The sequence below is a fragment of the Streptomyces sp. NPDC057565 genome, from assembly GCF_042801455.1.
Classification (GTDB): domain Bacteria; phylum Actinomycetota; class Actinomycetes; order Streptomycetales; family Streptomycetaceae; genus Streptomyces; species Streptomyces yanii.
In genome coordinates this window covers 16,208-42,717 of the sequence record NZ_JBHVFU010000067.1, presented here as the reverse complement: position 1 = coordinate 42,717, position 26,510 = coordinate 16,208, and the positions used below count along the sequence as shown (strand labels likewise).

The 26,510-nt window shown below is 68.2% G+C and carries 24 protein-coding genes and 4 pseudogenes; 14 read left to right on the top strand and 14 right to left on the bottom strand.

Going from position 1 to position 26,510, the window contains the following annotated elements; genetic code table 11:
- Positions 1-593 precede the first annotated feature (593 nt).
- Entirely contained in the window at positions 594-917 is a 324-nt protein-coding gene (locus tag ACFU8W_RS45170) for a hypothetical protein (protein WP_327243793.1), read from the top strand.
- 75 nt (positions 918-992) lie between these two features.
- Positions 993-1,172 (top strand): HNH endonuclease signature motif containing protein, encoded by a 180-nt coding sequence (locus ACFU8W_RS45165; protein ID WP_384050986.1) that lies wholly within the window; start codon positions 993-995, stop codon positions 1,170-1,172.
- Positions 1,173-1,497: 325 nt separating this feature from the next.
- Here the strand turns inward: ACFU8W_RS45165 and ACFU8W_RS45160 are convergent.
- The 3 genes and pseudogenes from ACFU8W_RS45160 to ACFU8W_RS45150 form a co-directional block, all read right to left on the bottom strand.
- Positions 1,498-1,686 (bottom strand): annotated as a pseudogene (locus ACFU8W_RS45160) (hypothetical protein); the annotation flags it as partial.
- A gap of 341 nt (positions 1,687-2,027) precedes the next feature.
- Positions 2,028-2,480 (bottom strand): hypothetical protein, encoded by a 453-nt coding sequence (locus tag ACFU8W_RS45155; RefSeq protein WP_384050983.1) that lies wholly within the window; start codon positions 2,478-2,480, stop codon positions 2,028-2,030.
- 42 nt (positions 2,481-2,522) lie between these two features.
- The gene (locus tag ACFU8W_RS45150) at positions 2,523-2,822 is read right to left on the bottom strand and encodes a hypothetical protein (protein WP_384050980.1); all 300 of its coding nucleotides are present in this window, start codon (positions 2,820-2,822) and stop codon (positions 2,523-2,525) included.
- Between the two features lie 241 nt (positions 2,823-3,063).
- On the opposite strand from ACFU8W_RS45150, the gene ACFU8W_RS45145 reads away from it, so the two are divergent.
- Together ACFU8W_RS45145 and ACFU8W_RS45140 are read left to right on the top strand one after the other, a co-directional pair.
- On the top strand, positions 3,064-3,645 hold the full coding sequence (locus ACFU8W_RS45145) for an AAA family ATPase (protein WP_384050977.1): 582 nt from the start codon (positions 3,064-3,066) through the stop codon (positions 3,643-3,645).
- Positions 3,646-3,652: 7 nt separating this feature from the next.
- Positions 3,653-3,829 (top strand): annotated as a pseudogene (locus ACFU8W_RS45140) (transposase); the annotation flags it as partial.
- Between the two features lie 5 nt (positions 3,830-3,834).
- Here ACFU8W_RS45140 and ACFU8W_RS45135 read toward each other — a convergent pair.
- From ACFU8W_RS45135 to ACFU8W_RS45125, 3 genes and pseudogenes are all read right to left on the bottom strand, one after another.
- Positions 3,835-4,311: pseudogene (locus ACFU8W_RS45135) on the bottom strand (alpha/beta hydrolase); the annotation flags it as partial.
- A gap of 534 nt (positions 4,312-4,845) precedes the next feature.
- Complete coding sequence (locus tag ACFU8W_RS45130) at positions 4,846-5,757, bottom strand: calcium-binding protein (protein WP_384050974.1); 912 nt, start codon at positions 5,755-5,757, stop codon at positions 4,846-4,848.
- 460 nt (positions 5,758-6,217) lie between these two features.
- Positions 6,218-6,679, bottom strand: a complete 462-nt coding sequence (locus ACFU8W_RS45125; RefSeq protein ID WP_384050971.1) for a hypothetical protein — start codon at positions 6,677-6,679, stop codon at positions 6,218-6,220.
- Positions 6,680-6,942: 263 nt separating this feature from the next.
- On the opposite strand from ACFU8W_RS45125, the gene ACFU8W_RS45120 reads away from it, so the two are divergent.
- Positions 6,943-7,587 carry an SMI1/KNR4 family protein gene (locus tag ACFU8W_RS45120; RefSeq protein WP_384050968.1) on the top strand — a complete coding sequence of 215 codons (645 nt, stop codon included), beginning with the start codon at positions 6,943-6,945 and terminating at the stop codon, positions 7,585-7,587.
- A gap of 637 nt (positions 7,588-8,224) precedes the next feature.
- A complete protein-coding gene (locus ACFU8W_RS45115) occupies positions 8,225-8,416 on the top strand; it encodes a hypothetical protein (RefSeq protein WP_384050965.1) in 192 nt (63 codons plus the stop codon).
- A 156-nt stretch (positions 8,417-8,572) separates the two neighbouring features.
- Here ACFU8W_RS45115 and ACFU8W_RS45110 read toward each other — a convergent pair whose 3' ends face one another.
- The 5 genes from ACFU8W_RS45110 to ACFU8W_RS45090 all read right to left on the bottom strand — a co-directional run bounded on the left by ACFU8W_RS45110 (position 8,573) and on the right by ACFU8W_RS45090 (position 14,797).
- Entirely contained in the window at positions 8,573-9,010 is a 438-nt protein-coding gene (locus ACFU8W_RS45110) for a nuclear transport factor 2 family protein (protein ID WP_384050962.1), read from the bottom strand.
- 355 nt (positions 9,011-9,365) lie between these two features.
- Positions 9,366-9,749: a DUF6009 family protein gene (locus tag ACFU8W_RS45105; protein ID WP_345519778.1), complete on the bottom strand. Its 384-nt coding sequence runs from the start codon at positions 9,747-9,749 to the stop codon at positions 9,366-9,368.
- 202 nt (positions 9,750-9,951) lie between these two features.
- The gene (locus tag ACFU8W_RS45100) at positions 9,952-11,502 is read right to left on the bottom strand and encodes a phage/plasmid primase, P4 family (protein ID WP_384050959.1); all 1,551 of its coding nucleotides are present in this window, start codon (positions 11,500-11,502) and stop codon (positions 9,952-9,954) included.
- A complete protein-coding gene (locus ACFU8W_RS45095) occupies positions 11,499-12,569 on the bottom strand; it encodes a bifunctional DNA primase/polymerase (RefSeq protein ID WP_384050990.1) in 1,071 nt (356 codons plus the stop codon). The genes ACFU8W_RS45100 and ACFU8W_RS45095 overlap by 4 nt, the downstream gene beginning before the upstream one ends.
- Positions 12,570-13,582: 1,013 nt before the next feature.
- Positions 13,583-14,797, bottom strand: a complete 1,215-nt coding sequence (locus tag ACFU8W_RS45090) for an RNA-guided endonuclease InsQ/TnpB family protein (protein ID WP_384050956.1) — start codon at positions 14,795-14,797, stop codon at positions 13,583-13,585.
- A gap of 51 nt (positions 14,798-14,848) precedes the next feature.
- Here ACFU8W_RS45090 and tnpA point away from each other — a divergent pair, with 51 nt between their 5' ends.
- From tnpA to ACFU8W_RS45075, 3 genes and pseudogenes are all read left to right on the top strand, one after another.
- Positions 14,849-15,277, top strand: coding sequence for an IS200/IS605 family transposase (tnpA, locus tag ACFU8W_RS45085; protein ID WP_384050953.1), 429 nt, complete (start codon positions 14,849-14,851; stop codon positions 15,275-15,277).
- A gap of 382 nt (positions 15,278-15,659) precedes the next feature.
- Positions 15,660-16,229 carry a GNAT family N-acetyltransferase gene (locus ACFU8W_RS45080; RefSeq protein ID WP_384050950.1) on the top strand — a complete coding sequence of 190 codons (570 nt, stop codon included), beginning with the start codon at positions 15,660-15,662 and terminating at the stop codon, positions 16,227-16,229.
- Positions 16,230-16,238: 9 nt separating this feature from the next.
- Positions 16,239-16,791: pseudogene (locus ACFU8W_RS45075) on the top strand (IS1182 family transposase); the annotation flags it as partial.
- 409 nt (positions 16,792-17,200) lie between these two features.
- Here ACFU8W_RS45075 and ACFU8W_RS45070 read toward each other — a convergent pair.
- Positions 17,201-17,587 carry a fic family toxin-antitoxin system, toxin component gene (locus ACFU8W_RS45070; protein WP_384050947.1) on the bottom strand — a complete coding sequence of 129 codons (387 nt, stop codon included), beginning with the start codon at positions 17,585-17,587 and terminating at the stop codon, positions 17,201-17,203.
- Positions 17,584-17,880 (bottom strand): DUF1778 domain-containing protein, encoded by a 297-nt coding sequence (locus ACFU8W_RS45065; RefSeq protein WP_384050944.1) that lies wholly within the window; start codon positions 17,878-17,880, stop codon positions 17,584-17,586. The genes ACFU8W_RS45070 and ACFU8W_RS45065 overlap by 4 nt, the downstream gene beginning before the upstream one ends.
- A gap of 483 nt (positions 17,881-18,363) precedes the next feature.
- On the opposite strand from ACFU8W_RS45065, the gene ACFU8W_RS45060 reads away from it, so the two are divergent.
- Entirely contained in the window at positions 18,364-20,712 is a 2,349-nt protein-coding gene (locus ACFU8W_RS45060) for a SpoIIE family protein phosphatase (RefSeq protein ID WP_384050941.1), read from the top strand.
- Positions 20,713-20,853: 141 nt separating this feature from the next.
- On the opposite strand, the gene ACFU8W_RS45055 is transcribed toward ACFU8W_RS45060, so the two are convergent.
- The gene (locus ACFU8W_RS45055; RefSeq protein ID WP_384050938.1) at positions 20,854-21,699 is read right to left on the bottom strand and encodes an alpha/beta fold hydrolase; all 846 of its coding nucleotides are present in this window, start codon (positions 21,697-21,699) and stop codon (positions 20,854-20,856) included.
- A 215-nt stretch (positions 21,700-21,914) separates the two neighbouring features.
- On the opposite strand from ACFU8W_RS45055, the gene ACFU8W_RS45050 reads away from it, so the two are divergent.
- Genes ACFU8W_RS45050 through ACFU8W_RS45035 form a run of 4 tightly spaced genes read left to right on the top strand, consistent with a single transcriptional unit; the run spans position 21,915 to position 26,508 of the window.
- Positions 21,915-22,826 (top strand): VOC family protein, encoded by a 912-nt coding sequence (locus ACFU8W_RS45050; protein WP_384050935.1) that lies wholly within the window; start codon positions 21,915-21,917, stop codon positions 22,824-22,826.
- The gene (locus ACFU8W_RS45045) at positions 22,823-23,665 is read left to right on the top strand and encodes a fumarylacetoacetate hydrolase family protein (protein WP_384050932.1); all 843 of its coding nucleotides are present in this window, start codon (positions 22,823-22,825) and stop codon (positions 23,663-23,665) included. Before ACFU8W_RS45050 ends, ACFU8W_RS45045 begins: the two co-directional genes overlap by 4 nt.
- 56 nt (positions 23,666-23,721) lie before the next feature.
- Positions 23,722-24,915: a sugar ABC transporter substrate-binding protein gene (locus tag ACFU8W_RS45040; RefSeq protein ID WP_384050929.1), complete on the top strand. Its 1,194-nt coding sequence runs from the start codon at positions 23,722-23,724 to the stop codon at positions 24,913-24,915.
- A gap of 3 nt (positions 24,916-24,918) precedes the next feature.
- Positions 24,919-26,508, top strand: a complete 1,590-nt coding sequence (locus ACFU8W_RS45035) for a sugar ABC transporter ATP-binding protein (protein ID WP_384050926.1) — start codon at positions 24,919-24,921, stop codon at positions 26,506-26,508.
- Positions 26,509-26,510: the final 2 nt, after the last annotated feature.

Below are 26,510 nucleotides of genomic sequence, written 5' to 3'. Positions count from 1 at the left end.
CGAGGTCCTCGCGAAGGTCAGGCTCGTCGCGACCAACGTGAAGAAACTCGTCAATAACAACTCGAACTGACATGGACAGGATCACGAGACACTAGATGCTCCTGGGGCACACCTGGGGGAAGGGGCCCCGGGAACGCCGCGGGATTTGAACCCACGACCCCTTCGCCCCGAATAAGGTCCGAGCGAGAACTGCACCTGGCATGCCACACATCGGCCCAGGTCAACGCGTTGGCATGAGTTGGTGTGGCACTGCGGGCGGAAGATCCGGGGAGAAGATCTTCTCCCCGATTTCTCCCAGGTGCGCATCATCCGCCTACCGCTCTGCCGTCAGTAGTTTCGATCCACGGCGAGAGCCCGTTTTTCGTCGGCTTCCCCGATGATCGTCACGAAGATTGCCGATAGCCGATCTTCCTCACGGCGACTATTGTGGATGGTTGTTATTGGAGACCTCCACTCCTAGGACGGCCGGTTTGATGCGCGCTCTGCCGAGTGTGAAGCTCCTGCTGGGAGCGGCGTTCGGCCCTACGAGGTGCTGAAACACCGTTGGTGAACGAGCGCCTGTCTTTCGCTCCGGTAGTCGAAGGGAGAAAGTCATGCGTGGCAAGCGGTACCTCGTCCGGCTCAGCCCACTGCTCATCGCTTCTCTGGCGTTCCCAGCAGGTTTCGCCGCGGAAACGGCCAGCGCCTCACCCCCAGCCGCTGTGGCGGCATCGGCCCCCGCGAAGGCAGCGCCCACGACCATCGACCAACCGCGTTTCCCGGGTCAGCAGCAACAGCAGCAGGGCGGCCTGCCGTGCTTCTTCGATGGGCAGCAACAGCAGCAGGGCGGCCAGCAGCAACAGCAGGGCGGCCTGCCGTGCTTCTTCGATGGGCAGCAACAGCAGCAGGGCGGCTGGCAGCAACAGCAGCAGGGCTAGTTAGAGCGTGCAAGGCGCAGCATTGCCCCTGCTAGTAGCGAATCATGGGGTTGAGCTGCGCACTAGCGTCTAGCAGTGGGCGCGAGAAGACCCCAGTCCCGCTTGGAAACCGGGGTCGAGGGGCTCGCCCTGGGAGCTAGCGCCAGCCTGCCAATCCTGCAGGTCGACCACGTCAAAGACCTGGCCAAGGGCGGGCCCGACGCCCCATGGAACATGATCGCTCTGTGCCCGAACTGCCACGCTCTCAAGACCTAAGGCGAGAACAAGGAAAAGCTCCGACACCTCCTCGCAGCTACAGCACGCCGCCTCCACGCGGCGATTGACCATCCACTGACCTGCGCTTACGCCCGAGGCAGCACCCCGGGCGTCTCGCCTGGCCCACACATGGCTCACGACTGGCCAGTCCAAGTCGATCACGTTCTGGGCCCGGCGTCGCAGGGCGCTGGCAGGTAGCCCACACTCTGAGCTTGGGAATCACGAGTGGTTTCGCTCGGTAAGGCCTGTTGAACTGCGGAAACAGTCGGGATCGGGGTGGGAAGGGGCGTACCGCCGTGACCGTGGTTGACCGCTGATCCCTGGCCTACCTGGTGCGCATCTGGTGCGTCCGCCACTGTTCACAGTGGCCCGGATGATCGGTGTACGGCAGGGCCAGGTCCAGGAGGTCGGGACAGGGCCAGTCCTCGCCGTCGTACTGGCAGTCGTTTCGGTTGTCCCAGGGCAACTCTGGGTCGTCGATTGAGGGGCTGAGCATGTGTCGCGCCAAGACACGGCGCTTGGCTTCTCAGTAGCCGCCCACGGCGGCCGGGCCGCGATCGGGAGGGCGGCCGAAGAGCGCCCGCCCGAAGAGCGGTCCTTCTTGCCCTTCCTCCACCCGACAGCCCGGCCTCGCGGGAGATGGCGTCGGCGCCCTTGTCTTGTCGCTTGTCGTGCCAAGCGGCCGAGACCGTGGCTGGAGACCCCGAAACAGGCTCTGACCTGCAACCCGACAAGCGACAAGCCAGACGACAAGCCGCCGACCGCACAGCGTGCCCCGAGGTGGGCCGTCTGTGGGCCGTCCGAGGGGAACCGACGACGACAAATAACGACAGGCGACAACAGTCGAACTGCAGGTCAGAGACCCGTCAGGCTCCGGCGACCGAGGCCAGATAGGCGGCCGTCTTCTCCGTGACGGGTAGTGGGTATGGGGGGTTCACCTGGGGATCCCTTGATCCATCTATCCGGATCCCACGGGCTGCTATCCATACTCGACACGGATCCGGCCGTGATTGGTAACTCTGTGTCGACGCGGGGCTGGATCTCCACCGTGAAGACGGCGTCGCCGGGGTCGGTGCCTTCTTCGCCCGCCCACACGATCACGCGCACGTGTTGCTCGCAGATGCCGTTCACCTTCCACTCGGTCACCAGGTCGGTGACGACGAGCGCGGCCGCGTACTCGGCGCCCTGCCTGGGGGTGTCGGTGGTGATCTTTCCCCGCCAGCGATGGGAGTGGCCGCCGAGGGGGCGCCAGCCGGCGGAGCCGTGCGGCTCCTCCACCCGGTACGCCCACGTCCTCTCGGTACCCATGGCACCGATCCTGTCACCGTCTGGAGCCTCATGCGCCGGAGATCACGCTGCGTCGATGTCCGACCGGGGTCGGAGCTCCACGATGAAGTTCGCGTCCTCCGTGTCGCCCGCCTCTTCGTGCCAGAGGAAGACTCGCACGTGCATGGCATGGTGGAGGCCGATCCTCCTCCACTCGGTCATCAGATCGCCGACGATCCGGCCGATGGCGTACTTGGCACCCTCGGGCGAGTCGGAGGCGGTGATCGCGCCGTGCCACCGTTCGGGGTCGCTGCCGTAGGGGCGCCATCCCTGGGAGCCGTGCGGCTCGAACACCCGGTACACCCAGTCCGTCTCGGTGTTCATAACACCGATCCTGTCACCGAGGAGTCCCATGCGCCGCATCGGATCCACTCCCGCCGAGTGGGGGTCGACCGGCTACAACAACTGCCCGGACGTCTGCGTTGTCACGCAGTTAGGCACTCACTCGGGGAACGACCCACCCAGGGCGTGTGTCGAAAGTGGATCAAGCGGTCGCTGACTCGGCGAATGATGGGGCAACGCGTACTCTCCCAAGGTCCTGATCGTTTGCGCTTGGAGAACTCGCATGAGCTTGGATCTGGTGCCCGTCGACCGTGAGCCAGCCGCCGGGGCTGTCCTGCTGACCGGCATCCCCGGGAGTGGGAAGTCGACGGTGGCTGCTGCGCTGGCTAAACGGCTCCGGATGTCGGCCCATATCGAGGTGGACGCACTCCAGGAGATGATCGTCAGCGGTGGGCGATGGCCCTCGCCGGCCGCGAACTTGGAAGCCGACCGCCAGATTTTCCTGCGGGCCCGCAATGCGTGCCTTCTGGCGGACAGCTTCGTGCGGGCCGGTTTCATCCCGGTGCTCGATGATGTTGTGGTCCGCCGTTCCCACCTGGACTTCTACCGCACGACGCTGGCCGCCGTGCCGCTCCACATCATCATCCTGGCCCCCGGCCCGGCAGAGACGTGGCGGCGCAACAAGGCTCGGGAGAAGGCCCTGGCCACGGACTGGTCGCCGCTGGATGAGGCGATGCGCTCCGAGCTCGCGCAGCAGGGAACCTGGATCGACAACGCTGCGCAGACGGTCGAAGAGACAGTCAAAACGATCCTGTCCGCGACCGGTCTGGTATCCAGCTCCGAAGTCGATCAGCCTCTGCAATGATCGCCAGGTGGCGCGTGGAGATCTGACGGATACCCAGTGGGACCGGCTGGCACCGTTGTTGCCCCGGGGCAAGAAGTTGGGACGTCCGCCGATATGGACGAGACGGCAGCTGATCGACGGCATACGGTTTCGGACCCGCACCGGCGTCCCTTGGCGTGACGTCCCGGAGCGATACGGCCCCTGGGGCCGGGCCGAGATGCGCGGCTCGACCACCGCCAGCCGAATGCCGATGGCGATCATCCCGTCGTACCCGACCGGGCCGCCGATCTCGGGCAGCGAAAGGAGGGCGTCCAAGGTGGTCCGCCATTCCGGGACCGCCTTTTCGACCAGCGGAACGATGAAGGCATCGACGATCTCATCGACCGGCTCGCCGGCCTGCATCGCCCGGCGGAGGTCAGCGCGGAACTGCTCGGCGGCCGCGGAACGGGGCCGGTCACCACACCCGGGGGCGTCGATGGCGGCCACCGCGAAGCCGTACTGCGCCGCGTAGTGCCGGGCCCGGGCCACCAGCCGGGGGAGCCGCTTGTGCAAGCCGCCGGGGTGGCCGATCAGGATCAGCGGGGCCGGTGCGGCCCCAGGCGTCCACAGGACACCGGGGATCTCACCGAGGGTGAATTCGCGTTCGAGGACGCCGTCGTCGAGGCGCTGTTCAGAAGTGAATTGCATGGTCGTGCCTTTCGGGAGCGCTCTGGAACGGCGCTCCCGGACGACCTATCGCCCGACCGTGACCCCGGAGGAGAGCACCCATGTCGATACGTTCACGGGTACCACCTCCTCATTCTCTCGCACGGCCTCCGGAAAAGTAGCAGCGGTCGCCGTGGTCCGCCAAACGGGTTTTTGCACCTGCGGCAGTTGAAGGCCCCCGTCCACCCCGCTTCGGTCTCGTCCTCCTGCACGCCGTCCCCGTCAGCGTGCAGACCACCAGGGCGTCCCGCCATGAGTCGCCCCTCACTATGGCGATCTCGGCTTCGTGCAGGGCTCGTTGATACGCCGCGGCGTTCCCTGGTTCCTTCTGCCAGACGCGGATCGTGACGGTGGAAGTGTGCAGCGAGCCCAGCGGGATCCCGAGGTGGCGGGCGGCGGAACGCTGGGAGTGGCCGGTGGCCATCTGGACGAGGCGGATCACCGCGTCCCGCCGCAGTTGCCGTCTCGGTGCGTCGCGCTCGCCGAACGGAACGTCCCGCCCGGCCCTGCTGGCCGTCAGACAGGACAGCCGGGCCCGGTGGCGGGGTTGGTGCAGGTGTTGAGGCCGGGACCACCGTCATTGCGGTTGATGCCGACACCACCGTCGAGGCTGTCGTTGGCCTCACCGCCGAAGAGGTCGTCATTACCGGCCCCACCGAAGAGCGTGTCATTGCCGGTGTTGCCGAACAGGTCGTCGTTGCCGTCACCGCCGTCAAGACTATCGTTGCCTTCGCCTCCGAAGACGATGTCATTGCCGTCATCGCCAAAGAGGCTGTCGTCTCCGTCGCCGCCATTGAGTCCGTCGCCGCCGTCGCCTCCGGCAAGGCTGTCGTTGCCAGCGCCGCCGTTGAGGCCGTCGATGCCCTTGCCACCGTCGAGGTTGTCGACACCGTTGCCACCGTCAAGACTGTCGTCGTTGGCCTCGCCAGACAGGGTGTCGCTACCGTCGCCGCCGGAGAGGACGTCGTCACCGTTGCTGCCGTTGAGATCGTCGTTGCCGGCGCCACCGTCGAGTCCGTCGTTGCCGTTACCGCCGAAGATGACATCGCTGCCGCCCCCACCGGAAAGGCTGTCGTCGCCGGAATCGCCGCAGATGCGGTCGTCGCCACCCAGGCCGTCGACGCGGTCGTTCCCGGCCAACGCGACGATCACATCATTGCCCGGGGTACCCACGATGTCGTCGTCGCCGTTCGTACCGACGATCGTCGCGGGCACGCCCTCACAGGTCGGGACGGGCTGCGCGTGGGCGGCAGGCACCACGGCGGGTGGGCGAGCGGCGCCGGTGACGAAGCCCGCGGTCGCCACGGCCAGCAAAGGCAGCAGCAGGCGGCCGACACGGCGTGCCCTGGGCCGAACGCCCGGAGCCATGGCTGACCCGGAATTTCCATGGGGACGGTTGTTCCGGCGGACCGACAGATCCAGTTCCATCGACGTGCACCCTTCAACGGGAAGATCAGTTCCCGTCCAGCAGGCCATGTACCGGCCCCTTTGTAGGTCAGGCCCAGGCACAACACAGAAAGAATCACTCCCGCGGCTCTCCCCGCCGGCGAAGCTCTGTTGTTGACACGGACACTGCTCTGCCTCAAGGTGCGCGGGGGCCAGTCCTCGGAGAAGGCCGCGCGGATCTGTCAGCGCTCGGTGGAGGCTCAGCCGGTAAGTCCAGTCCGCGAGCGATCTTGAAAACCGTCGTGGCAGCGATGTCACCGTGGTTTCAAATCCCACACCCACGGCAGATGAAGGGCCCCTGATCGGGTGAGGCGGATTCAATCGGTCGGGGGCCGTACTCATGGGCGCTGTCCGTCGATCACCGTGAGTCCCCGCCCGATCTGGCGCGGTTGTGGCACGGCGCCTTCTGATATGGCTCCGCTCGTGACAGGGCTGCCGGTGCTCAGGCGGGACGCCACCGAGGCAGGTAGTCCGGGCCTTCTGGGAGGTAGCGTCCGCCCGGTCGCTCGTAAGACCGCCACTCGGGCACGAGGTGTCTGGCATCCGCCGGCGCCCTGCGCTGAGGGTCGAGCAGCACCTGCAACTCGTCGTAGCGCGCGTCGACACCATCGCCGCCTGGATGCGTGTCAGCGGCAACCTCGCCTCCCTCGTACCGGGCATTCCATGAGCAGAAGATGTTCCACTGCTCTCGTTCCATGTCCAGGGTCAGACGGTCGGCGGGCCAGACGAGGAACTCCTCAGTGTCGACTTCAGGGTTCGCATAGCCGTCGACTGACTCGAAGTAATGCGGCATCCCTCCAACGGAGGCCAGGCCCGAACGAGGGCCGTCGTACCAGTCGTTCTCCACGTAGACCTGCTCGAACCCCGTCTCCAACAGGCGCGCCCATTCACCCCGTTCACTCATCCACCCATGATCCATCGGACAGACCTTGGAAGAACAGTTCGCGATGTCCCTGGTTTGGAAGATCGCGTACGCGGGTGGGCGCTGACCTGGTGAGACGGTGACCTGCGCGTTCCTGGGAGGCTCACCGCCGTTCCTCGGTGTTCCCCGTCATCGTTGAGTCCCCTCGCACGGCCCAGGGCCGGCCCCCGTCGGATGTATCGGGGACATGCCACCGTCGGCGGTTCCCCGGCGGTTGTCAGCACCAGGTGGCAGGATGCCGGGCCATGACCGCACCGATCAGTGAGTCGTGGACGCGAATCGAGAACTGGCTGGCCGAGCACGCGCCGGCGACCTACGCCGCGCTGGCACCGCCCGCGAATCCGGCGGACATCGCCGCGACCGAACGCGTCATCGGCCGGCCACTGCTGAAGCCCTTGGTGATGTCGCTGCTGCGGCACGACGGTCTCCTCCATCAGCGGGGCTGCCTGCTGCCAGGGTTCTACAGACCGATGAGTGCACGCGAGATAGCGGCTGCGTGGCAACTTTTCACCGGCTTCTACGACAAGCGCACGGCGGATGAGGAAGGAGAGGAGGCGGACTACGACTTCATGAAGATCGGGTTCAGCAGCGTCCTGTACGGACATCCGCAGTTGATCCCCATTGCGCGGGACGTCAGCGGGGGTTGCCTCGTACTGGACCACCGCCCCGAGATCGACCGGGGACGCGTCCACGAAGCCGAGGCCGTAGAAGGCATTATGCGCGTATCACACGAGATGTGGACGTCCCTGCCGCTGCTCATGAAGGCGATCGCCACGTCTCTCGAGACCTCCCAGCCCCTCAACGGCTACACGCCCGCAGTGGACGAGGAGCAGAGGCTGTACTGGGACTTCATGGCGCTGCGCAATGATCGGACCTTGTACCGGTCATGACGCAGCAGCAGATAGCGAGATCGGTGGAGCGGCTTTGGGCTGGAGTTTCAATGGGTGAGTCAACAGTTTCGTCGAGACCTTCTACAACCGACAGCGACTACGCCGCCATCCGCGCTGGGGCTACTTCACCCGACCACCTCAGCGCGGCCCTGACAGCCGCCTCGCAGTCGTCGGTGGTTGTCAGCGTTGGTTGTCGTTGAGCGCCCTTTGACGGCCCCGAGACGGACCGAGAACGCGTTTGACGGCCCCGGTCGGTCGTACGCTCAGGTACTGCCGCGGGGCGATGTACATCAGTCAGCCTCGATGACCGGCATGGGGCCCGGGAAATCTGGCGGCAGCCCGTCCGGAGGAACCGTCCCGCGCACCATGCCCGCAAGATACGAGGTGAGGCTCCCCTCGTACTCGCACCAGTCATCGTTACGCCCCTCGACCAGCACGGTCCACGACTCAGCGTCCGTGCTCGATGTGCGCCAATAGAAGACGTCACCTTCTGCGGAATCACCCCACGGCAGGAGCCCCCAGGCTCGGGGAACGGGACGTGGCCGTGCGACATGCCGGCGTCACGCAGCCCCGCCAGGTCACGTAGGAGACTCTGCACCCCGGCGATGAAGTACCACTCTTCGCCAACCGATGGAATGTGCAGGCTCAGGAAGTCGTCGACCGTGAACAGCGGGTAGGCCTCCGCGAGGGCAATGAAGTCCGAGGGCAGGACGACACCTGTCTCACGGCGGATGAACTCCCAGTCGACGAGTCGGCGCTCGGCCGACCGGATGTCAAGCAAAGCTGGGACAGCTTCTTCGAGTTCGCGCAGACTCACCAGATCACCTGACTTCTGGGAAGGATGCTGACGATCACACGGCTCCAGCGCAAGTCATGCCGCACCCGGTGAGCCCCTCATCGAGGGCACCCCGGCGCCCTGGGATCGTACGCACCGGACGCATCGAGGCCCGCCCTCCTGGCGGACGACGAGTATGTCAGTCAGGTCCTAAGCGCGCAGGTGACGGCTGACATCGCCCACCAGATGGATCCGGACCCGGCGCTCCGTGAATCGCCAGCGCCCGTCCCGGCGCTCGAAGCGGTCGCTGTAGCGCCCCGCGGCCACCGGCTGCAGCGGAAAGTCGGGCAGGGACTGAAACACCGTGACGTAGGACCGCGCGGCGGCGGTTCCCGCCTCCTCGTCGACATCGACGGCGATGTTGGTCGTGACGTGGTGCGTGCGCGGAGTGCCGTCCTCGTAGAGGATCACGCTGTCCCGGAGCATCTTCTCCACTCCCCCGTCCCGGCCCGGGACCGGTGCGCCGCTGCCGATGAACACGGCGTCGGCGAACAGTTCGCCCACGCCGGCGAAGTCTCCGGTGTCGACCAGCTCGGCGTACTCGGCGATCAGGTTTGTTATGGCAGCTGTATCCGCAGTCGTGCTCATGAATCCGAGAATACATTTCCGTGACCGCATGGGGATCCGGTCGCCGCCCACCGGGGGGCTGGCATACATGTGAGGGCACCGTACACGTCCTCGACCAAGCGAAGCCGAAGGTCCTCTCCGAGGCCGGGGCGGTCGGCGACTTCGTCCTCGGGACTGCAACGCGGCAAGAGCGTGCCACAGAGAACGACGGGAGAACTTCCGTGACGTACGTCGGCCGAAGAAGGGCCGGCGCACGTGAACTCTGCAAGAGGCACGGTCAGTTGTCCTCATGAAGGGTTGTCGGCTCCCCCGCACGCCGCGCGTCGCGTGGACCGCCTGCGTGTCGCCCCGGCCGGCCGAAGCCCGAGGTCCTGCCTCAGGGTGCCAACGTCGCTACGGCCACAGAACCGCTCTGGGACCTGGGTGTCTTCGCTCCCGGCTTCTTCGGGGCGATCGTGCGCGGGTCGACTGCCTCGCCCGGCGCGCCCTCGCGGTAGAGGCCGCCGGGAAGGCTGTCCCGGTCGTGGGGCAGCAGGAAGAACACGCGACGCTTGTACAGGCCGCTGTCCGGGTCCGGGGAGGCGCCCTCGTCCAGCAGGACGTACCCCACCATGCGTCCGTCACGTGCGTACGGTGGCTTGGTGTTCCGCCGCCTGGTCTTGTCCAGTGCCTGACGGACGTAGTCCAGCCTTTCGAGGTTCTCCAGCCACACCACCTCTGCCTCGTGGAGGAGATCGCTCTCGGTCAACAGCGAACTCATGGCTGCAGCCCCTCCTTCGTCGGCATGCCCCCGACCATGGGGACGTGGCCGAGCATCTGGCCGTTCCGCTCCGACCCGCACACCACCAAGTGACGAGCCGCTCTGTGGGGGCCACCGCGTAGGGAGGCCTGTCCACCATCGTAAGGCGCGCGACGACAGTGGTGTAGGGCACGTGCTGCGCACAGGTCACGTGCGACGGCCGTCATGCGTGCTCCAGCAGCGCGATACCCGGATAGTACTTGCGCCCGTTCGACTTGATCATGTCGGTCGGCGAGGTCACGCCCACCTCGTGACGGACCCGATTGGCGAAGGCCCGAGGCGTGGCGGGCCGAATCCCTTCGCCCGCGTTGCACCAGGAGCTGTACTCCGCGTAGAGCAGTCCCTGCTCGACCCGAATTTCCTTCCCCGAGTCGGCGTCCCGCGTGCAACATTCGGCCAGGAAGCGGCCGATGTGGTCCTCGGTGGTGGCGTATGCCGTCGTGGCGATACGGACCCGGTCGGGACCCTCCAGGGGATCACGCGTGCGCAGATAGCGCTGCGCCCCTTCGATGAGCCACTGCAGGATGCCCGGCCCCTCGTCGCGGACAAGTTCGAAGGCGAGGTTGTCGATCCTGCGCTGCGCCGGGACGGTCCGGGTGAAGGGCAGCAGGCGGATGCGGCGCCAGAATGCGAAGCCGCCCGTGGAGACCTCGGGGCGGTGGTTGCCCAGGAGCCACAGATGGTGGGTGGGGGTGAACGAGAAGTAGTCCTGCCGCATGCGACGGGCCTTGATCTTGTCGCCGCCGGTCAGCAGGCGGACGCGGGCCTCGTCGAATGTGTCGTTGGGCTTCAGTTCGCTGCAGACGACCAGGCGGCGGCCGTGCAGTTCGGTCAGCTCTGTGGAGTGTTCCGAGAAGGCCCCGCGGTCCATCAGAAAGCCCGGCGGAGCCGCGTCCGCATAGTCACCCAGGATCTGGATCATGATGTCGAGCAGCACGGACTTGCCGTTCTTTCCCTCACCGTGCAGGAACGGCAGAACCTGGGCGCCGACGTCGCCCGTGATGGAGTACCCGAGCAGCAGATGCAGGAAGTCGATCATCTCCCGGCCATCGTCGTCGTCACCGAAGGTGTCGGCGAGGAACCGGTGCCAACGCGGGGTCTCCATGTCCTGCGGCGCGACGCTGGTAACACGGGAGTGGAAGTCACGGGTGGGGTCGGGCTTGCGCAACTGCCCATTGTGCAGGTCGACCACTCCTATGGGGGTGCACAGGGCGTAGGGGTCCCCATCGAGCCTGTCGGGGTCCACCGTGATGTCCGGCGAGGCCCTCGCCTGGGTCAGCAGGGCCTTGAGGCCAGTCGTGGACAACGTACGCTGTTTGTGCTGCGCGAGCTCGCGGTCGCTGAAGACGCCTCGCGGGTCGGTGGCAGCCATGTCCTCAGCCATCTCCCCCGCGGCCCACAGTGCGGCCTTCTCTCCTCCCCCGCGCTTCCACCGGTGCCCGTCCCAGGCGAACCAGCCCAGTCCCTCCACATGGCGGAACTGGTCACGGTGCAGCTGCACGAACAGACGGGCGTTTCCCCGGTCGGAGAGAGACGGAGGCAGCGGGACGGGGGCAACGGCGCCCAGTACGGCAGGAGTTACGAGGGTTGCGACGGACCCCTGGGCGGGAAGGTGCGGGGTTTCGGGGAGCGGTTCCGCCGCCTGAAGGTCGAGCATCTGCTGAGCGGCCGCCTGCGGATCGAAATGCAGTGAGCCTTCGGCGGTGCTGCTCATGTACGTCCTTTGAGGTGGAGAGGGCGGACGGTCCCTACGGCAAGAGCGTCGTCGACGATCTTTTCATTCCGGGACTGTTGCCAAGGGCGGGCGCAGCAGGCGACACGTACAAGCCTGTCACGAATGGCGGCGTGGTCGAGATACCCGGCAGCGACCAGGCCTCCGGCCGTGTACGCGGCTCGGTTGAGCTTCTCGGAGAACCCGGTCCCGTCCGGAGCCGCGGCGCACTCAGCGACCCTCGCGATCAGAGGATCGATGACCTGAGGTGCACTGGCCGTGCGGCGGCGGCCGGGCACAGGCGCTACGGGTTCAGCGGATGCGGCAGGTGTCTGGCCGTCCAGCGCATGTCCGGTGCGCCGGAGTTCCCGCCGGAGCCATTCGGGCAGCACAGCAGGGCGCCGAGCCGGGCCCACCGCACGGTAGACCCCTTTGGGGGTACGGGTGCCTGGGGCCACGATGTAACCGCCCTCCGCACGGACGTCGACCTGCCGGGCGAGCGCCATGTGCCGACTGGAACCAGTCGAGCAGCGGTAGTGGATGGCCGGCTCCGGGTTCCGGTACCAGACATGCAGACCGCCGGAAGGTGTGAGCACACGCAAGGTGTTCTCGTCCTGCGCCGGATCGTTCTCGCCCCGGTAGGCGGCCGGCAGGGCCAACGTGTCGAAACCGGAGGCCAGACCGTCCAGCCGGACCTGCTCGGGTATGCGGATACCCGACAGTAGGCGTTCCCGATCGGGCACAGGTGTCTGGTGGGCATCGATGTCGATCACGACGAGGCCTGCGGGTCCGCAGGCAACACCTACACCTGCTGCGGGCGCGTCGGTCCACCGCTGCTCGATGAGACCCTGAGCGGTCGTCGCCGCGTGGAAGCCGTGGCAGGGGCGGCCCGCGGGCAGGCAGGGGCACGCTGCCGGCCTGTGCTTGCCCGCCCTGCGGGCAGGGCAATTCTCGACAGGGGTCTTGCGCCCCGGCGCCAGGGGATGAACAGGCCGGCCCTGCGCGACACACCACCCCGCGACCGATCGCGGTGAAGCAGGCCCGAACCTGGCGGGCCTGTCGTGGTTCACACCTTCGAGCGGCACGGAAATCGTCCTCGTCACTTCTGCCTGCCCGATCACTTCACACACCTGACATGGGCGCGGTTGCCCGGTCAGGGGCCGAAGGGACTCTGATGTGAAAGAGTGTACGGCCCATACTCGAAAAATGAGGTGTGTCCTGCTCGACGTGTGCCGTCATATCGTTCCCTTGGTCCCTTGGGTCCCTTGACCGGGGGATCTCTGTCCGAACCCTGGAGGGCAGGAGCGACCGACGAAGGCGATGCGAGTCGTCGAGCGAGGCCGGGGCAAGCGCGAGGGAGAAGACGCCTGGCCCGAAGGAGGGCCCAGGGACCAAGGCTCAGGGACTGAGCGCAGGTGCGTTCCCTGGCAAGGGAGTTGACACCAGCGCAGGTCAGGGCGCTACTCCGACATGAAGACCACCGAAGGAGGGACTGCAGGGACTCGACTTCGCCACTATGAGCCGAGTTCGATATGTGTTTGCATGCCCGTGTGTACGAAAACATCTCTATGCCTACGACATAATTACGGTCTTCAGTCCCTACAGTCCCTGTCAGGGCTTGCACAATCGCCCTGACCTGCGCAAACAGCAGGGACGGAACGTCAGGGACCGAGAACCGCGCAGTCCCTCCAGTTCCGGGGCAGGACTGTCGGGCCCTTGAATCCCCGTTGGATGCGGTTCCTCCGGAGTGCATCGCGTGATCAGGCGGTGAGGTCGTATTCCCCCTGGCTGGGGGTGGGATACAGACGCTGGTACTCGCGGCGCGCGCGGTGGCGCCAGTAGGAGTCGAGGTAGCCGTTGCCGATCAACGTGCGGAGTTTCCGGACGCCTTCGGCTCTGGTGGGTCTCCATCGGGCGCCGGTGATTTCGAGGCGGTCGCCGATCAGGCTTTCCGCAGCGCACGTAGGCGGTGTGGTCGGCTTGGCCTGCGAGGATAGCCGTCAGATATTTGTCGACCCAGGCGTTGGCCTCGACGGTGCCGGGTTTGTGACTCCTCCCCCTCATAAATTGAGGGGGTTTCTCGCTATGCCGGTTGGGCTTCGCGACGGACCAGCCCGGCCCGTAGAACGTTGAGAGCCCCGACTGTGTCTGCGTGCGCGGTGTGGCCGCACGAGACGCAGTGGAACTTTGCTTGTGTGGGCCGGTTCTCCTTGGCGGTGTGCCCGCATTCTGGGCACCGCCGGGAGGTGTTGCGGGGGTCCACGGCCATCACTTCCCGCCCGGCGCTCTCAGCCTTGGCGTTCAGGATCGCGAGGAACACCCCCCATCCGGCATCGGCGATCGAGCGGTTCAGCCCGGCCTTCGCGGCGGCCCCGTTGGGCAGGAAGCTGCCCGGCTGGTCGGGGTCCGGCCTCGGGGCCGGGATCTTGCTCATGTTGCGGATCTTGAGGTCTTCGTGTGCGATGACATCGTGCTCGCGGACCAGGGCCAGCGCGGTCTTGTGGGCGTGGTCGAGCCGCTGACGGCGGACCCTGCCGTGCAGCTTGGCGACCTTCTCGACCGCCCGGCGGTGATTCGCCGTCCGCTTGTCCCGTCGGACACGCGGAAACCGGGCGAGTGTCTGCTGTGCTGCTTCGAGCCGTGCGGCAGCGCTGCGTCCGTGCCGCGGGTTGGGGACGAACCCGCCGTTCGAGTCGGCGAGGAAGTTGGCTATGCCCAGGTCGATACCGACCACGCTGCCAGTCTTGGGCAGTGGTTCGGGCTGTGGCTGCTCGGCGGTCAGCACGACGAACCACTTGCGGCCCTCGCGCTTGACCGAGACGGTCTTGACCTTGCCGACCACGGGCCGGTGCTGGTGCACCTTGACGTGCCCGACGCCCTGCAGACGAACGCGGGTGACCGGGTCGTGCGAGGTGGAATCCCACCGGCAGCCGTCGCCATCCCTGGGGAAGTCGACCGTGTCGAACCAGTTGACCCCACGAAAGCGCGGATACCCCGGCGTCCGGCCGGCCTTGACCCGACGGAAGAACGCCTGCATCGCCTTGTCCAGCCGTCGCAAGGTGGCCTGCTGCGACGAGAACGACCAACGGCCCTGGCGTTCGGGGTCGAACGCCCGGATGTCCTTGAGCTGCGCGGACTGCTGCCCGTACGTGATGCTCGTCTTCGAGGTGTGCCGGTAGGCGTCACGGCGTTCCTGCAACGCCCCGTTGTAGAGCGAGCAGTGATCAAGCAGCATCTCGCCGAGCGCGATCTGTTGGCCCACGGTGGGTCGCATGAGGAACTTGTATGCACGAATCATCCGGCCCACCCCCTTCCAGCCTGGCTTCGACGAACATACCGCGCTGGGCGTATGCCACCATGCTGGGAACCAAACCCCGATATCCGCACCGGTCGTCACGTCGCCTGCAGCCTCCACGCACACTTGGTGTTCGTCACGAAGTACCGGCGGGATGTCTTCGATGACGACATGCTGAAACGGTGCGAAGAGATCATGCGCGAGGTCTGCGCCGGCTTCGAGACGGAGCTGCGCGAGTTCAACGGTGAGGCCGACCACGTCCACCTTCTCGTGCACTACCCGCCGAAGATTGCCCTCTCCAGGCTGATCAACAGCCTGAAGGGCGTCAGCTCCCGGTACCTGCGGGCCGAGTACACCGGCCGCATCAACCGGATCGGCATGGGATCCGTGTTCTGGTCCCGCTCCTACTTCGCCGGCTCCTGCGGCGGCGCACCGCTCACCGTGATCCGCCAGTACATCGAAGGACAGAAGCGGCCCACCTGACCGTCACCGACGTAGACGCAGAGAACTCCGACGCTCCGCGCCGCCGGACCAAGGATGCGTTTCCCTCCCCGGCTGAAGCCGGGGATACCCACGCAAGATCAGGGATGGAAGACACGGGCTGTCGAGCCGAACGGCCCGCCGGACAGGCACGTTGATCAGGCGGTCACGGATGGTCGCGCAGGTGGCCCAGGCGTGGAAGGCGCGGGTGAGGTTGAAGGCCGGTGCGGCTAGGAGCGTGGGTCAGTAAACAACTCCTGGAATGCCGCGCCTCGTGGTGAAGTGCGTCTGCCGAGCGCTGCTCTTGAAAAGGCGTGGCTGCCGGGCAGTCGTGATGCGAAAATCAGTCCGCAACTTGATCCACATCCGCGTCCCGGAGGTCCGCATGGACGTCGCCTCGCTGCTGCCGTTGACCACGGCCCGGTTGTCTCTGCGTCTGTTCACTCCCGGCGACGCCGACGACCTGTACGCCTACCAGAGCCTGCCGAGCGTGGCGCGCTACTTGTACCGGCCGGCGCACACGCGTGAGCGCAGCGAGCAGGTTGCCGCCGAGCGCGCGGCGCAGACGGCCTGGCGCGCCGACGGGGACAAGCTGGCGCTCGCTGTCTGCCGACGCGATGAGCCCGGCGTCCTTGGCGAGGTGAGCCTCGGCCTGGCCGATGCCCGCGCCGCCCAGGCCGAGATCGGCTGGACTCTCGACCCAGGTCACCAGGGGCGCGGCTACGCGACCGAGGCGGCCGCGGCGCTGGCCGGGTTTGCCTTCGACACGCTGGGCGTGCACCGGCTCTACGCACGGCTGGATGTGGAGAACACCGGGTCTGTGCGGGTCTGTGAGCGCCTCGGGATGCGCCGGGAGGCGCACCTGGTCGAGAACGACCTCGACGGGGATCGCTGGGGCAGCGAGTACATCTACGCGGCGCTGTCCGCGGATCTTGGCAGTCGATCAGGCGATTGAGCCCGACGCCGGTTCGGGCCCGACGGCAAGGACGCAGACCTGCCCGCCGAACTCGACCGCAGGGAAAAGCGCCTGGCCAGGTTGCAGACCGCCCGCGCGCAGATCGAGGCCGAGGCCGCCGAGAAGGCCCGCAAGCACGCCGAGGACAAGGAGCGGCAACGCCAAAAGCGTGCCGGGACCGACGAACCCGAGGCGGTGGCCGAAGTCGGCGACCTGGCGGCCGAAACCGCGCGGCCGAAGGACAAGGCGCAGGCCAACTTCACCGACCCCGAATCGCGCATCATGCCGGCGCGTTCATCCAGGCATACAACGCCCAGGCCGTGGTGGACGACGCGCACCAGATCATCACCGCCGCCGACGTCACGACCAACCCGCCGACGCACTCAACTACACCGGCATGCTCGACCAATCCGCCTCGAACACCGGAATCCACGCGCGTCAGGCGCTCCTCGACGCGGGCTACTGCTCCGAGGCCAACCTTCAGGCCACAGCCGAGCGCAAGGAAGAACACGGCACCGACACCTTCATGGCCACCGGCCGCCTGTCCCACGACGAACGCGTCACGTTCTCCGCCTGGATGGCGGAGACGCACCCCCGCTTTCCCTGCGAGGGTCTCGCCGCGCGCTACGCGGACCACCCGGACGGGAACTACCGTCGGCTGGCGGTCCGGGACCCGGCCGCCACGCCTGCGCTGGTCGAACGGCTCAGCCATGACCCCGCGGTCTGAACGCGTCAGGCGGCGGCCTGCGACCCGCGCCTGCCGCTCCACCGGCTCCGCGAGGCCCTTGACGTCCCTGAACTGGCCTCCAGCGCAGCCCACAACCCCGCGCTCCCCGAGGCCGAGATGGCCGCCGTCCTGAACCGGGCCGGCGTTCCCGCCTGGCCGCCGAGCAGAACCGCCCTGCTCTGCGGCGTTCCTCTACGGCTTGTCGCGCCGGTCATGTGACTGGCCGGCGCTCGTTTCGGGCAGGTCAGTCGATGGTCCAGTCGCGCAGCTGACGGGCGAGGCGGGCGACGCCCAGCGTCCCTGCGGCGGCGTCGCGCACGAGGGCGACGGCCGCCTTGGGCGGGTAGTCGAGCCGGTGTCCGTTCAGGGCGAGGTACGCCTCGGTCGAATGCCATGCGAAGGCCTCGCCCGAGTGCTCGAGGCAGGGGAGTTTTGACAGGGTCTGCAACAGTGCGGCGGCCTTGAGGTGCACGGAGCCGTAGATGTCGCGTTCCATGGCGCTGGCGTTGACCCGCGCGACGGCCGCGTACAGCGGTCCCAGGTCGTCGACCTGCGGGTCGCCGTCGAGGAGCTCGGCGGCGTGCAGCAGGAAGGTGATGTCGAGCGGGCGCAGCGGTTCGGGCTGGGTCACGCAGCCTGGCCCCGCTCCTGCTGCCGAAGCTCGGCACGGGCCTGCTGCTCGGCGGCTCGCTGCTCCGGGGAGGGGTCGGTGCTGCTGGGTTCGGCGGCGAACGCGGCGCCGCTGCGGGCCATCGACTCCTTGAAGCCGTCCAGGAACCGCTGCTCCACGGCGGTCGCGCGAGCGTAGGCCGCGGAGAGGATGTACTCCTGCAGGCTCACTCCTTCCTGCGCGGCTGCGGCGGCAATCGCGGCCCGCTGCTCGGGGTCGGGGAAACGCAGGTTCATGGCCTTCGGTTCTGGCATGGTACCGACGGTACCAGTGGTATCACCTTTGGCCCAGAGCAATGGCTCCGCCGGGGTGAGGTGGCAGGTGAGGACAGCTCTGAAGTCAGCGGAAGCCACCCGCCAGGCGGATCTCGCCCAGGCCGCAGCGAACCTGTGGGGCTCAGAAAGTCGTTGCTGCAGGTCAAGGCGCATAGCGGTATTCGTTGATGGCTCTGCCGAGGGTGCGGGTGCGCCGGAGTCGGCGGTTTGCGGGGCCGCAGCACAGGTCGTCAAGGGGGATGTCCTTCGGCGACCGACCCCAGTGCACAGCCGCCACACGGCGCAGACACCCGGGTTTCCGCTCCGGGCCACCCGGCAGCCGAACAGCCCGCTCCGGGATGCAGGTGACACGCGCAGGCGAGTTGAATGGAAAGCAGGCAGCCGCTATGCAAGGCGGTGAGGCAGACGAGTGCGAACCCTGTATCCGATATCGCTGGGCGACTGCTGAGCGACGGAGCGGCGATGGTGCTGGACGACTGCGGGATCATGGTGGCGTGCACGCCCGCGGTCAAGGAGTTGCTCGGCGTAGGGGTCAGGGAGCTGATCGGCCGACCGTTCGCTGACCTGCTCGCCGAGCCCGGCGAGTGGCTGCTCCCGCCCGGCGGCCCGGCGACGCTGCGCCACTACGGTGGCCAGGCCGTGCAGGTGCAGCTCGAGGTGCTACCGCTGAGCGGCGATTCCCAGGCTTTCTGCCTGGTGTGGGCGGTTCCGGCGTCGGCGGCCGCAGACCGGGAACAGGACGACGCCCTGGTGCGCGCGCTGTTCAGGCAGACCGAGGTAGGGCTGGCGCTGCACGACGCCGACCTGCGGATTATCCGGACCAACCACCCCCAGGACGCCGTCGGCCCGCTCGCCCGCACCGGGGTCGGGCCGGCCGGTGTGGCCCTCGACGAGGTGTTGGTACCGGCGGACGCCGGGGCCCTCGTGAAGCAGTTGCGCCAGGTCGCGAAGACCGGGAAGCCGATGACCAACCAGGTGGTCCGAGTGCGTTACCAGAAGGCACCCGAGCAAGAGCGCACCATCTCCTTGTCGGCACTGCGGTTGGAGGAACGGGAGGGCCGCTGCACCGGGGTCGCGGTCATCTTCAGTGACATCACCGACCGGCAACAGGCGCAGCGCGGACTGGGTCTGGTCAGAGGGGCCGAGAAGCTGCTGCTGGGTTCGCTCGACATCGTCCGCACCGCCGAAGGGCTGGCCGGGGTGCTGGTGCCCGAGTACGCCGACCTGGCGGCGGTGGACCTCGCGGAGGCGGCGCTGGTGGGTGAGGAGCCCGGTGACTTCTCCCTCGGGGCTCCGCTGCGGCGGGTCGCGGCGACTGCCAGGGGTGGCGCCTGGCCGGCCGAGCTGCTGCCGGTCGGGGCCTCACTGCGGGTCCGGGAACCGGAGAGCGAGTTCGTCTACCAGCGCTTTGCATTGGCCGTGTCTGACCTGTCCGAGCTGCGAATCGCGCTGGCGGATGACGTCGAGGGGCGGCGCCGAGTGCTGCCCGACGCCGCGGCGTCGCTGCTGATGATGCCGTTGCAGGCCCGCGGGCTGCTGCTGGGGGCAGCGGTGCTGTGGCGCTGCGCCGGCCGGCCCCATTTCGACGAGGACGACGCTGTGCTGGGGACGCAGATTGGTTCCCGGGCCGCGATCAGCCTGGACAACGCGCGGCGATACGCCCGCGAGCACCGTGCCGCGGAGGCCTTGCAGCGCAGTCTGCTGCCACAGGCGGTCGTCCAAATGAGCGCGGCCGACACGGCCGGCTCCTATGTCCCGGCCGGCACCACGGCGGGGATCGGCGGCACCTGGTTCGACGTGATCCCGCTGTCCTCCTGCAGGGTCGCCTTCGTCGTGGGCGACGTGGCGGGGCACGGCGTGGAGGCAGCCGCCGCGATGGGACGGCTACGGACGGCGGTGCAGACCCTCTCCGACATGGACCTGCCCCCCGAGGAGCTGCTGACCCACCTAGACGACCTGGTCATCCGGCTGTCGGCGGCGGAGGCCGCCGCTCCGGGGCCGAACCGCGGGCAGGGCACCGTACTCGGCTCCACATGTGTGTACGCGGTGTACGACCCGATCACCGGGGTGTGCACGATCGCCAGTGCGGGCCACCCACCGCCGGTGCTGTCCATCCCCGGGCGACCGGGGGCTGGTTTCGCCGCGGTCAGGCCGGGGCCGCCGCTCGGTGTAGGCGGTCTGCCCTTCGAGCCGGTGGAGTTGGCGATGGAGCCGGGGGCGCTGCTCGCCTTCTGCACGGGCAAGCTGCTGGCGCACGGTGTGGACGGGACCGAGGAGCGGCTGCGGCAGCTCCGCGAGCAGGTGGAGGCCGCCGTGCAGGAGGACCGGTCACCGACGGAGACCGGACGTACCGTGCTCCGGCATCTGCTGCCCGAGGCGCCCGACCATGACGTGGCGCTGCTGACGGCCCGGCTGCACGCGCTGCCCCCGGACTCCACAGCCATCTGGAAGCTCCCGCCGGATCCGCAGGCGGTGGGCCGGGCCCGGGAGATGGTGACGGCGCAGCTGAGCGCTTGGCAGCTGGAGGAGCTGACGTTCACCACCGAGCTGATCGCCAGTGAGCTGGTGACCAACTCCATCCGGTACGCCGGCGGCCCGGTGGGTCTGCGGCTGATCCGGGACCGAGTGCTGATCTGCGAGGTCTCTGACCCCAGCCAGACCCAGCCGAGGCTGCGCAGGGCCCGGCTGACTGACGAGGGCGGCCGCGGGCTGTTCCTGATTGCTCAGCTTTCTCAACGCTGGGGCAGCCGCTACACCCGCCACGGCAAGACCATCTGGACCGAACAGCCACTGCCCACACCCGGGCCTTGACGGCCTTCTGATCGGACGCGCACAGCCGGTTGACGGTGACGTCGCGGACGCCGGGGACCCTGGTCGGCAGGCCGGCCGCCCGCGCCCCGGACAGGCCGTGGCCCGTGGCCCCACCGGCCACGGGCCTCGGTCGGAGTCGCCTCAGATCCGGTCGTGCAGCAGGTCCTCGAGGAGGTGGACGAAGACGTCGTGCGCCTCGATCTGGGTCCAGTGGCCGGACTTGGGGATGATGTGGAGCGTCGCGTTCGGCAGTGTCTTGGCGAGATACGTGCTCGACTCGACGGGGACGATGATGTCGTCGCGGCCGTGGACGCACAGGGTCTTGTGCGGCAGTGAGGTGAGTTCCTCGACCGTGAAGGCCGGCGGCTTCGTGCCGGGTGCGAACATCGCGGCGTGCGAGCGCTTCACATCGGCCCGCTCGATGTAGGGCATGCGCTCGGCGACGACGCGGTCGACGACCCCGGAGAGCGTGCCCATGTCGAAGACGAAGGACGCGAGGAGCTTCTGAAGCTGCCCGGGCGTCGGGTCGGCGTAGAAGGTGCGCAGGTGTTCCAGCCCGGGCGTGATCGGCAGGTCGGGCGCGCCGCCGGATCCCATGAGGAGCATGGTGCCGACGCGCTCCGGCCGGCTCAGGGCCATGCGGAGTGCGATCATCCCGCCCATGGAGTTCCCGACGAGGTGCGCCTTCTCCACGCCGAGCTCGTCGAGCAGGTCCCACAGGGTGTCGGCCTGGACGAGGTTGAGCGGGCCCATGCCGGTCGGCGGGTCCTCGAGATGGGTCGAGTCGCCGAAGCCGATCATGTCCGGCGCGAGGCAGTAGTAGCGCTCGCCGAGTTCCTCGATGACGGCCTTCCAGTTGGACGTCCCCGTCGCCCCCGGTCCCGAGCCGTGGAGGAAGAGTAGGGCCTCCTTGGCCCCGGTCCCCGTCCGGTGGAGCCGGTAGGTGACGTCTCCGACGGAGATGTCGCTGCTGGTCACGGTGGTCATGGGCGACTCCTTCGCGCTCGCAAGTAATGCGATTCGTTCTGAATCAAGCACTCCAATTTATGGCCGCGTCAGCACAGTCACAAGGCCTGTTCATCCACCAAAATTGCCGATTCTCCGCCTCTTGCGTTCGCGTTGCGGGTCCTGCATCCTCTGGTGCAACCACTACAGGGACGCCGATGTTGCGTCCGTCGTGGTCCAGAATCAAGGGAGATTCGATGATCAGGGAACTCGCGTACCTCCGAGTCGCCTCTCCGCGCCACGAGGACTGGGTCGCCTACGCCACCGAGGTCCTCGGCTGCCAGCTCGCCCCCCGCGGAGCCGACGGATCGGTCCGCCTCCGCGTCGACGACGCGGCCCACCGGATCACGGTCTCGCCCGGGAAAGCGGACGCCTTCGAGGCCGCCGGCTGGGGCTTCGTCAACGAGACCGAGCTCGCGGCATACGTCGCGCGGCTCAGGGGCACCGCACTGAGGGTCGCCGAGGGCACCCCCGAGGAGTGCGCCGACCGCGCCGTCGCCGGCATGTGGTGGGTAACCGACCCGTGGGGGACCCGTCACGAGTTCGTCTGGGGCCAGCAGCGCCACCCCGGCACGTTCTGGCCGGGCCGGCGGATCAGCGGTTTCGTGAGCGACGACTTCGGCCTCGGCCACATCGTCCTCATCGCGCCGAGCCTGGCCGAGGCCGACGCGTTCTACGGCGACCTGCTCGGCTTCACCCTCTCGGACCGGGTGGACGAGGAGTTCATGAAGGTCCGCTTCTACCACTGCAACGGGCGGCACCACTCCCTCGGGATCGCCGAGGTGCCGGGGACGGTCGGGTTCAACCACCTCATGCTCGAGGTGCGCAACCTCGACGACGTCGGCACCGGGTACGACCTCGCCCGTCAGCAGGGCCATCCGATCGTCCGGGCGCTCGGCCGTCACACGAACGACCTCATGACGAGCTTCTACATGTCGACGCCGTCCTCGTTCCAGATCGAGTACGGCTGCGGCGGACTCGTCGTCGACGACCGCACCTGGGTCGCCTCGACGAACGACCGTCCCTCCCTGTGGGGCCACGAGTTGACCGACTGGGGACGGGACAACCCGCCCGGCATCCTGAACAAGCTCGAGGAGGTGGCCCGATGAGGCTCGCCAGCCGCCGAGGCCGCGCGTTCGTCCTGCGGGACGAGTCGGCCGGCTGGGACCTTCGGTCCGCGAGCGGCGGCCGGTTCCCCGCCGACCCGATGGCGATGTACGCCCGTGTCGCCGAGATCCGGGAGTGGCTCGCCGCCTACTCCGGGACCGTGGCCGAGACCGTACGCCCCGAGGAGCTCGACGCACCGGTGCCGAAGCCGGGGGCGATCGTCGCGATCGGCCTGAACTACGCCGAGCACGCGGCCGAGGCCGGCTTCGAGGCGCCGACCGAACTGCCGCCGGTCTTCGCGAAGTTCCCCTCGTCGATCACGGGGGCGTACGGCGAGATCGTCCTGCCCGAGGGCGGCACGACCGACTGGGAGGTCGAGGTCGTCGCGGTCGTCGGAGCCCCCATGCACGACGTCGCGCCCGAGGACGTGTTCGACCACCTCGCGGGCCTGACCATCGGACAGGACATCTCCGAGCGCACCCGTCAGCTCTCCGGGCCCGCACCGCAGTTCGGTCTCGCGAAGTCCCACCCCGGTTTCTCGCCGATCGGACCGTGGGTCGTCACCCTCGACGAGCTCGACGACCCGAACGACCTGCGGCTCGGCTGCTCGGTCGGCGGCGAGGTCGTCCAGGAGGGCACCACGGCCAAACTCCTGTTCTCCATCCCGCGCGCACTCTCCGAACTGTCGAAAATCCTCACCCTTCAGCCGGGCGACCTCGTCTTCACGGGGACGCCGGACGGCGTCGGGATGGGGATGAACCCGCCCCGCTATCTCGCCTCGGGCGAGGTCCTCGAGACCTGGGTCGAGGGCATCGGGCGGATGCGCCACGTCTTCCGCTGAACCCGCGCCGCCTGAGTCCGCCGGACCGGGCACGCACCGGCAAAGGAGCCGAACCCATGACCCCTCCCCTTTCAACCCGGAGATTCACCGCCCTCGCCGCGGCCTCCGTCACCGCCCTCCTCCTCACCGCCTGCGGCGCGGGCGAGCAGGGCTCGAAGGACACGAACACGTCCGGCGGCACCTCCACCTCGGCCGGCGGCGCGGCCGACCGCGCCGGTACCGGCGAGGCGAAGAAGGACGTCGCCGCCTGGGCCGACGCCCCGCAGTGGCCGGACGTCCCGAAGCTGAGCAAGAAGGTCGACCTCAAGGGCAAGAGGTTCACCTACGTCGCCCTCGGTGACCAGGTACCGGTCATCCACGGCATCGGTGTCGGCGTGCAGCAGGCGCTGTCCGCCGCAGGTGCGAAGGTGGACACCTGCGACGGCAAGTTCAACCCGACCTCGGTCGCCTCCTGCCTCAAGACCGCGGGCGACGAGAAGGTCGACGGCGTCATCACGTCGTTCGTCGACTACCAGATGGCCGGACCCGCCTTCGACCAGCTCGCACGCAAGGGCGTCAAGGTCGTCGTCGGCGGCGTCGCCCCTTCGGGCGGCAGGACGAGCGACGCGACCCTCGCGTTCTACGACAACACTCCGCGCGTCTTCGCCCTCCACGAGGCGATGGCGAAGAGCGCGATCGCCCAGCTCGGCGATTCGGCGAAGGTTGTCTGGGCCAAGCTCATGGACTCGACGACCACCAAGTCCGCGAGTGCGAAGGGCATCGCGAAGTTCAAGGAGCTCTGCCCGGGCTGCCAGATCGAGAGCGTCGAGTTCACGACGGTCACCCTCGACAAGCTCGGCCTGGCGATCAGCGCCGCGCTCCTTGCGAACCCTGACACGAACGCGATCGTCGTCCCGGTCGACACGATGGTCCCCTCCGCGCTGCAGGGCATCCAGAGCGCGGGCAAGGCGGGCAAGGTCAAGGTCTTCTCCTCGAGCTCCGACCTCGCCGGGCTCCAGCGGGTCAAGGACGGCCGGCAGGCCTCCGACCTCGGCACCCCGGTCCTCTACGAGGGGTGGCGCTTCGCCCACGCGATGATGCAACTCCTCGCCGGTGACGAGGTGTCCAAGGGCGACCAGCTCGTGACCCGCGACTTCACCAAGGACAACGTCGGCCGACTGACCCTGACACCACAGAAGTACCTCACCGACGACTGGTTCGGCGGCAGCGGCTACCGCGACACGTTCCTCAGCGCCTGGGGACTGAAGTAACCGATGGGGACCGAACTCCGGCTCGAGGCGCGCGGGCTGTCGAAGACGTACGGCGGCTCCCGCGCTCTCAAGGACGCAGGCCTCGCCATCGCGCCCGGTGAGATCCACGCCCTCGTGGGTCAGAACGGGTGCGGCAAGTCCACCCTCGTCAAGATCCTGACCGGCTACCACGCGCCGGATCCGGGCGGCTCGATCAGTATCGACGGGACCGGGCTGAGCCTGCCCGTGCGGTGGAGCGAGGCGAGCGCGGCCGGGGTGTCCGTCGTCCACCAGGACCTCGGGCTCCTCGATCACCTCACCGTCGCGGAGAACATCGGCGTCGGCGGCTACGAGCACTCGAGGACGACACGGAGGATCAACTGGCGTGCCCAGGAAAACATCGCGCGCACGGTCCTCGACCGCCTCCGGGTGCCGATCGACCCCACCGCGCCGGTCGCGTCCCTCTCCCCGACGCGCCGGGCGGAGGTCGCGATCGCACGGGCGCTGCGCGACCTCAAGCCGGGGCGCGGCCTCGTCGTCCTGGACGAGGCGACCCGGGCCCTGCCCCGCGAGGAGCTCGACCGGTTCCACGGCCTGCTCCGGCGGGTCGTCGCCGAGGGCACGTCGATCCTGATGGTCAGTCACAACCTGGAGGAGGTGCTCCGATTCGCCGACCGGGTCACCGTCCTCAGGGACGGCAAGGTAGCGGCGGGGACACTCGCGACCAAGGGCCTCGCCGAGCACGACCTCGCCAGGCACATGCTCGGTCGCACCGTCGATGCCGTGGCGCGCGAGGAACGCGACTTCACCGGCGTCCCGGTCGTCGCGACGGTCTCCGGGCTCACCGCCCGGGGCCTCGGGGACCTCACGCTGGAGATCCGGCGCGGGGAGGTCGTCGGCCTGACCGGGCTGCCGGGCACCGGGTTCGAGTCGGTGCCCCGCCTGGTCGCCGGTGTCGAGCGGGCGAGGGCCGGCACCCTCACCACCGGCCGGCGGACGGTCGATCTGAGCCGGGCCGACGTGAGCGACTGCCTCAAGGCCGGTGTCGCGCTCGTCCCCGAGAAGCGCATCGTCGAGGGGCTCGCCCTCGAACTGAGCATCCGCGACAACATCGCCATCCCCAACATCAGGCACCGCGGCAGGCCCTGGTTCGTCGGCCGCCGCTGGCAGGACTCCACGGCGGCCGAGGCGATCACCCGGCTCGGCATCCACACCCGCTCGTCGCAGACCCTGACCCGCGAGCTCTCCGGGGGCAACCAGCAGAAGGTCCTCCTCGCGAAGTGGCTCTCGGTCGCACCGGACGTCATCGTCCTGCACGAGCCGACCCAGGCCGTGGACGTCGGCGCCCGGGCCGACATCCTCCGCTCGATCCGCGAAGCCGCGTCCCGTGGCCTCGGCGTGCTCCTCGTGAGCATCGAGCCGACCGACCTCGTCGACGCCTGCGACCGGATCCTCGTCGTCGACCGGGACGGGCGGGTGCAGACCCTGCGCACCCATGAGCCGGACGACGTGCTCGAGGCCGTCTACGACGAGCCCGCACCCACCGGGCCAGCACCTACCGGTCCCACCGCCGACGTACGAGACGACCGGTCCACAGGGACCGAGGGGAGGTGACC

What these genes read in the sequence shown, in the direction of transcription:
- ACFU8W_RS45170 (WP_327243793.1), top strand. Translation starts at nt 594, where the DNA reads ATGCGTGGCAAGCGGTACCTCGTCCGGCTCAGCCCACTGCTCATCGCT.
- ACFU8W_RS45155 (WP_384050983.1), bottom strand. Translation starts at nt 2,480, where the DNA reads ATGGGTACCGAGAGGACGTGGGCGTACCGGGTGGAGGAGCCGCACGGC.
- ACFU8W_RS45150 (WP_384050980.1), bottom strand. Translation starts at nt 2,822, where the DNA reads ATGAACACCGAGACGGACTGGGTGTACCGGGTGTTCGAGCCGCACGGC.
- ACFU8W_RS45145 (WP_384050977.1), top strand. Translation starts at nt 3,064, where the DNA reads ATGAGCTTGGATCTGGTGCCCGTCGACCGTGAGCCAGCCGCCGGGGCT.
- ACFU8W_RS45130 (WP_384050974.1), bottom strand. Translation starts at nt 5,757, where the DNA reads ATGGAACTGGATCTGTCGGTCCGCCGGAACAACCGTCCCCATGGAAAT.
- ACFU8W_RS45125 (WP_384050971.1), bottom strand. Translation starts at nt 6,679, where the DNA reads ATGAGTGAACGGGGTGAATGGGCGCGCCTGTTGGAGACGGGGTTCGAG.
- ACFU8W_RS45120 (WP_384050968.1), top strand. Translation starts at nt 6,943, where the DNA reads ATGACCGCACCGATCAGTGAGTCGTGGACGCGAATCGAGAACTGGCTG.
- ACFU8W_RS45110 (WP_384050962.1), bottom strand. Translation starts at nt 9,010, where the DNA reads ATGAGCACGACTGCGGATACAGCTGCCATAACAAACCTGATCGCCGAG.
- ACFU8W_RS45105 (WP_345519778.1), bottom strand. Translation starts at nt 9,749, where the DNA reads ATGAGTTCGCTGTTGACCGAGAGCGATCTCCTCCACGAGGCAGAGGTG.
- ACFU8W_RS45100 (WP_384050959.1), bottom strand. Translation starts at nt 11,502, where the DNA reads ATGAGCAGCACCGCCGAAGGCTCACTGCATTTCGATCCGCAGGCGGCC.
- ACFU8W_RS45090 (WP_384050956.1), bottom strand. Translation starts at nt 14,797, where the DNA reads ATGATTCGTGCATACAAGTTCCTCATGCGACCCACCGTGGGCCAACAG.
- tnpA (WP_384050953.1), top strand. Translation starts at nt 14,849, where the DNA reads ATGCCACCATGCTGGGAACCAAACCCCGATATCCGCACCGGTCGTCAC.
- ACFU8W_RS45080 (WP_384050950.1), top strand. Translation starts at nt 15,660, where the DNA reads ATGGACGTCGCCTCGCTGCTGCCGTTGACCACGGCCCGGTTGTCTCTG.
- ACFU8W_RS45065 (WP_384050944.1), bottom strand. Translation starts at nt 17,880, where the DNA reads ATGCCAGAACCGAAGGCCATGAACCTGCGTTTCCCCGACCCCGAGCAG.
- ACFU8W_RS45060 (WP_384050941.1), top strand. Translation starts at nt 18,364, where the DNA reads ATGGTGCTGGACGACTGCGGGATCATGGTGGCGTGCACGCCCGCGGTC.
- ACFU8W_RS45055 (WP_384050938.1), bottom strand. Translation starts at nt 21,699, where the DNA reads ATGACCACCGTGACCAGCAGCGACATCTCCGTCGGAGACGTCACCTAC.
- ACFU8W_RS45050 (WP_384050935.1), top strand. Translation starts at nt 21,915, where the DNA reads ATGATCAGGGAACTCGCGTACCTCCGAGTCGCCTCTCCGCGCCACGAG.
- ACFU8W_RS45045 (WP_384050932.1), top strand. Translation starts at nt 22,823, where the DNA reads ATGAGGCTCGCCAGCCGCCGAGGCCGCGCGTTCGTCCTGCGGGACGAG.
- ACFU8W_RS45040 (WP_384050929.1), top strand. Translation starts at nt 23,722, where the DNA reads ATGACCCCTCCCCTTTCAACCCGGAGATTCACCGCCCTCGCCGCGGCC.
- ACFU8W_RS45035 (WP_384050926.1), top strand. Translation starts at nt 24,919, where the DNA reads ATGGGGACCGAACTCCGGCTCGAGGCGCGCGGGCTGTCGAAGACGTAC.